Genomic DNA, 2,778 nt, shown 5'->3' on the forward strand with positions numbered 1-2,778 from the left:
CGCTCAACGTTCGTCGTAACTCACGACGACGCGATCGCTCACCGGATGGCACTGGCACGTCAGCACGTAGCCGTCGTCGATTTCCTGTTGCTCCAGCGTGTAGTTCTTCTCCATCTTCACCTCGCCCTCCAGCACCTTCGCGCGGCAGGTGCAGCACACGCCGCCCTTGCACGCGTACGGGAGCGCCAGGCCCGCCTTCAGCCCGACATCGAGCACGCTCACGCCCACATACGGCAGACGCAGCTTGCGCTTCTTCCCGTCGATGATCAGTTCCAGGTCGGCGGCGGGCGTATCGTCGGTGATTTCGATGGCCGGCACGCCCGCTTGCGGCAGCGGCGTGCCAAAGCGCTCGACGTGCACCTGCTTCGGCGGCACGCCAGCGTCCTTCAGGGCCGCTTCGGCGGCGTCCATCATCGGACCGGGGCCGCAGATGAACGCTTCGTCGATTTCGGCGGCCGGCGCGAGCGTCTGCAGGAACGCCGCGCACTTGTCCTGGTTCAGCACGCCGTTGAACAACTCCACGTCCTGCAAATCGTCGGACAACACGTGATACAGCGAGAACCGGCTCATAAAGCGGTTCTTCAGGTCTTCGAGTTCCTCGGCAAACATGATCGCGTCGACGCTGCGGTTGCCGTAGATCAGCGTGAAGCGGCTCGTCGGCTCCGTTTCGAGCGTCGTCTTGACGATCGCCAGCACCGGCGTGATGCCCGAGCCGCCCGAGAACGCCACGTAATGCTTCGCGTGATCCGCGTTCAGGTGCGTGAAGAAGCGCCCGTCCGGCGTCATCACCTCGATTTCGTGGCCGGGCTGCAGCGTGTCGAACGCGAAATTCGAGAAGCGGCCGCCGCGCACGCGCTTGATGCCGATGCGCAACTCGCCGTCGCGGTCGTAATCAGTGACGCCGACGCAGATCGAATACGAGCGGCGCGTCTCCTCGCCGTCGATGTGCGTCTTGAGCGTCACGAACTGGCCTTGCGTGAAGCGGAACGCGTCGCGCAGGTTCTCGGGGACGTCGAAAGAGACGGTGACGGCATCGGCGGTTTCGGGCCGTACGTCGCGGATACGCAGCGGATGGAATTGCGGAGTCGCCATGATCGGGGCTTGTCTCAGTATGGTTTGAAGTAGTCGAACGGCTCGCGGCAGTCGATGCAGCGATACAGCGCCTTGCACGCGGTCGAGCCGAACTGCGCGAGGCGTTCCGTGTGCACGGAGCCGCAGCGCGGGCAGGCGGGCTTGTCGTTCGCGGCGGGGCGCGGGACGAAGCGGATCGTCTTCACCTGCGGCGCCGAGGGCGAGCCGCAGTTGCCCGTCGGCGGGGCGATGCCGTAGCGGCGCAGCTTCTCGCGCGCGTCGGCCGTCATCCAGTCGGTGGTCCACGCGGGCGCGAGCACCGTTTCGATGCGATGCGGCCCGAGCCCCGCCTGCGTGAGCGCCGCGCCGATGTCCTCGGCGATCTGCGACATCGCCGGACAGCCGGAGTAGGTCGGCGTGATCACGACTTCCAGCGCGTTGTCGGCGCCCCGGCGAACGTCGCGCAAAATGCCCAGTTCCCGGATCGACACCACCGGAATTTCCGGGTCCGGCACGCTTTCCAGCACTGCCCAGGCGTGTTCGAGGGTGGCATCGGCGGTCGTCATGGCGTGTGCGCTCATCGTGGAATCCTCGGGCTTACCAGCTCGCGCCGGGATGCTGGCGCGCAATGCTCTGCATTTCGGCAAGCAGGTAGCCCATGTGCTCGGAATGTTCACCGTGCTTGCCGGTGCTCACGTGTTTTACGTCGGCGGGCGCCTTGAGCGTCGCCTGGACGAGTGCCGCGTCGACGTCCTCGCGCCACGCCGCTTCGATATCGCTCGGCAGCGGACCGATGCCCGCGGCGGCGATCGCCGTCTCCACGGGGTCGACGCTGAAGAATTCGCGTGTGTACGGCATCAGGTAATCGAGCGCGGCCTGCGCGCGGCGATGCGATTCCCCGGTGCCGTCGCCGAAGCGGATCAGCCAGTCGCCCGCGTGGTGCAGGTGATAGCGCGTTTCCTTCAGCGATTTCGCGGCGATCGCGGCGAGCTGCGCGTCCGTCGACGCTTCGAGCGCCGTCCACAGATGGCTCATCAGCGCCGAGTACAGGAAATTGCGCACGATCGTGACCGCGTAGTCGCGCTCGGTGCGCGCGGTGCCCGCGAGCGGCCCAAAATGCGGCAGCTCGGCGATCGTGTAGTTCGCGAATTCGCGCTCGGTGCGGAAATAGGCGTAGTCGTCTTCGGTCTTCTTCACGCCGTTGAGCTCGCCGTCAAGCGTGGCCGCGTGCGAGTACAGCAGGCGCGCCTGGCCGATCAGGTCGAGACTGATGTTCGCGAGCGCGATGTCTTCCTCGAGCGCCGGGCCGTGGCTGCACCACTCGGCGTTGCGCTGGCCGAGGATCAACGCGTTGTCGGCGAGACGCAGGATGTACTGGAGATGCTGGGGCGTCGTCATGTCGCTAGCGCCTTACATGTGGTTGATTTCGTCGGGCAGCACGAAGAAGGTCGGGTGACGGTAGATCTTGTCGCCGGCTGGCTCGAAGAGCTCGGCCTTGTCGGCCGGATCGGACGCCGTGATCGCCGCCGACGGCACCACCCAGATGCTCACGCCTTCCTGACGGCGCGTGTAGACGTCGCGCGCCATGCGCAGCGCGGCGCTCGCGTCGGGCGCGTGCAGGCTGCCGCAATGCTTGTGATCGAGCCCTTGCTTGCTGCGCACGAAAACTTCCCAGATCGGCCATTCTTTGTTCATTTCACGTCTCCT

Annotated in this window: 4 protein-coding genes; all 4 read right to left on the reverse strand. The window is 65.9% G+C overall.

All coding sequences use genetic code 11. The features are described from left to right. Positions 1 to 3: 3 nt before the first annotated feature. The 4 genes from paaE to paaB are packed head-to-tail and all read right to left on the reverse strand — an operon-like array spanning position 4 to position 2,766. Entirely contained in the window at positions 4 to 1,092 is a 1,089-nt protein-coding gene (gene paaE, locus AWB65_RS34490) for a 1,2-phenylacetyl-CoA epoxidase subunit PaaE (protein WP_087671216.1), read from the reverse strand. A gap of 14 nt (positions 1,093 to 1,106) precedes the next feature. Further along, the gene (paaD, locus tag AWB65_RS34495) at positions 1,107 to 1,652 is read right to left on the reverse strand and encodes a 1,2-phenylacetyl-CoA epoxidase subunit PaaD (protein ID WP_087671217.1); all 546 of its coding nucleotides are present in this window, start codon (positions 1,650 to 1,652) and stop codon (positions 1,107 to 1,109) included. Between the two features lie 16 nt (positions 1,653 to 1,668). After that, the gene (gene paaC / locus AWB65_RS34500; protein WP_087671218.1) at positions 1,669 to 2,469 is read right to left on the reverse strand and encodes a 1,2-phenylacetyl-CoA epoxidase subunit PaaC; all 801 of its coding nucleotides are present in this window, start codon (positions 2,467 to 2,469) and stop codon (positions 1,669 to 1,671) included. A 12-nt stretch (positions 2,470 to 2,481) separates the two neighbouring features. After that, positions 2,482 to 2,766: a 1,2-phenylacetyl-CoA epoxidase subunit PaaB gene (gene paaB, locus AWB65_RS34505; RefSeq protein ID WP_025527963.1), complete on the reverse strand. Its 285-nt coding sequence runs from the start codon at positions 2,764 to 2,766 to the stop codon at positions 2,482 to 2,484. Positions 2,767 to 2,778: the final 12 nt, after the last annotated feature.

Origin of the sequence: Caballeronia humi (assembly GCF_001544475.1) — a bacterium.
Taxonomy (GTDB): Bacteria; Pseudomonadota; Gammaproteobacteria; order Burkholderiales; family Burkholderiaceae; genus Caballeronia; species Caballeronia humi.